The sequence below is a fragment of the Bifidobacterium sp. UBA6881 genome, from assembly GCA_002451435.1.
Taxonomy (GTDB): domain Bacteria; phylum Actinomycetota; class Actinomycetes; order Actinomycetales; family Bifidobacteriaceae; genus Bifidobacterium.
This window is the reverse complement of record DKCF01000110.1, coordinates 25,114-26,098: the sequence shown is the minus strand read 5'-3', so window position 1 is coordinate 26,098 and position 985 is coordinate 25,114. Positions and strand designations below refer to the sequence as shown.

The following is a 985-nucleotide window of genomic DNA, read 5'->3' as shown; positions in this document are numbered from 1 at the left end:
GATTCGATGTTCGTAAAACCGAACATCAGACCGCCGAAACCGAAAATCGACAATCCGACGGAGAAGAAATCGGCCTTCGCGGTCTCGTCACGCTCGCCGAAATTATGCAGGCCGAAGAACGCGAGCAACAGGGAAAGCACACCGATGACCGACAACGTGAGGAAAATCGAACGCCAGCCGTTCAAATCGGTCTGCAGACCGCCGAGGGTCGGGCCGATCGCCGGCGCGACGCTCATCGCCATGCCAACCGTGCCCATCGCGAAACCGCGGCGGGACAACGGATAAATGGAGAAGACGGTAATCTGCAGCACCGGCCACATCACGCCCGTGCCGATCGCCTCCAACATTCGGCCGATCAGCACCAGAATGAAGCTCGGCCCCAGCCAGGCGAACACCGAACCGATGGTGAACACCGTCATCGAGACGAGCACGATCTCGCGCGTGGAGAAACGGCGGGTGAGAAACGCGGTCAACGGAACCATCACGCCCATCACCAGCTGGAAAATCGACGTAAGCCACTGGCCCGTCGTCACGGAGATGCCGAAATCACTCACGATCGTCGGCAACGCGGCGCTCAACTGCAGCTGCGTGAAATTGCCGACGAACGTGATGAACGTAAGAATCGCAATGGAAACGAACGCCGTGCGCGTCAACCGGTCGTTCTGGTACGATTCCTCCCGGGTAAGAGCCTTGGCCATATTCCGCTTCGCTGACATCGATCACCCTCTCAAGAACAAACTACAGAATTCTATTCCCACGGGTGGCCTTTATGCCGGACGCGTTCCGCGGATACGCGGTCGGCTTATTCGGCATGCGCCCAACCCTCATCTCGGCAAAACGCGAAGCATGTGGCTATGGAAACGCGCAAAGTCCAGGGCAACGGTGTGCGTGTAGTGGCGCGCACAGTCACGTGCTGATATGCGAAGTGCATGCATGATAGAAGTGCAGCATGATAGCGGAATGCACGCATGACATGCGAATCGGG

General features: G+C 58.1%; 1 protein-coding gene. It reads right to left on the bottom strand.

Translation table 11 applies throughout. The features are described 5' to 3' along the window. On the bottom strand, positions 1-716 hold a 716-nt coding region (locus B3C64_RS08480; RefSeq protein WP_291535044.1), incomplete at its 3' end, for an MFS transporter. Positions 717-985: the final 269 nt, after the last annotated feature.